We start from the raw sequence: 1,193 nt of genomic DNA on the forward strand, positions 1-1,193 counted from the left end.
CCGGTGCTTCCTTCATCCGTTGTTACTACGCGGCGCATCTGAACCTCTCGGTCATCCCGTGATGCGGCACCGCGCCGGATCTGACAATGGCAAAGCGGGCCGCGACGTGGCGCGCCGTGAAGACGTCCCTGAATCGAAGCTGCTTCGCCGCCAGTCCGGCCTGCATCGCCGGCGTCCTGGTCACGCTCCCGAATCTCAGCGCGCTGTGTGGCCGCACGAAGTTGTAGAAGGCGCGGAAGAGCTCCAGGTGGTCGTCGAGCGTCTGCTTCTTCCGTGCATGGCAGGGCGAACGACGACGTAGGTAGGCGCAGCCCTGACGGATCGTGAGGTTCAACCGCTCGATGAACGACGTGTTCAGCTTCGCCGAGTCCTCGGACTCTTCCAGGGCGTCGGCCAGCTTCCACTCCGACCCCACGATCAGCTTCGTGCCCACGCGCACGACTCGGTTGCGCTTGATCTTCTTGATGACCTGCGCGAGCACGCACCCGAGGCCGAAGACGTGGCGAATCGTCGGCGCGTAGAACCTGAAGCCATCGGTCGTGATCAGCGGGGTTCCCCCACCGCTGCGTGCGTCAGCGATGATCCGGACGAACCGCCGGGTGTTCCGATACGTGCGCGATCCAACAAGCGTCGCGGGCCAGAGACGCGACCAGACGTCGATGCCCGCGAAGACCCACGTCTGCTGCTTGCGGCTCTGAAGGAACGTGTTGATCTCGTCGAGTTGTAGCTCAACGAGTTCGTGGCCGCGCAGGTGCTTCGCGTTGAAACGGCGGGCAATTGCTGCGGCCAATTCCAGCCAACGAGCGACCGTGTTCCATGAGAGGCCCTCGAGTCGCGCGATGGCCGACTTGTTGACACCCTCGACGCTCAGCGAGGCGACGCGGTCAAAACGCCGCACGGAGTGCTGGAGCCTCTTGTAGGGAGTGCCAGTGGTCGCCCCGAACGTCTTGCCGCAGGCCGTGCAGCGGTATCTACGGCGCCTTCCGCCCCTGACTTTGGAGAAGCCGTGGAGCACGACGTTGCCCGCGTCGCGCTGGCTGTGTTGCTGGCACTCGCTGTTCGGGCAGGTTGCACGGAGTCTGGACGCATTCCTCATCTGGCCTCGTTCATGACCCATCGAGTCTAGATCGTGTGCAAGGCAAGGTGCGCGCTGGGGTTACGCTCGATCCGTAACAGGCGATGACGGAAGCACC

1 protein-coding gene is annotated in these 1,193 nt (G+C 64.0%); it reads right to left on the reverse strand.

Annotated elements, in window-relative coordinates; genetic code table 11:
* Positions 1 to 25: 25 nt before the first annotated feature.
* Positions 26 to 1,096, reverse strand: a complete 1,071-nt coding sequence (locus tag GY725_12555) for a transposase (GenBank protein ID MCP4005016.1) — start codon at positions 1,094 to 1,096, stop codon at positions 26 to 28.
* Between the last annotated feature and the right edge of the window lie 97 nt (positions 1,097 to 1,193).

The organism is bacterium (genome assembly GCA_024226335.1).
In the GTDB taxonomy this organism is placed as follows: Bacteria; Myxococcota_A; UBA9160; order SZUA-336; family SZUA-336; genus JAAELY01.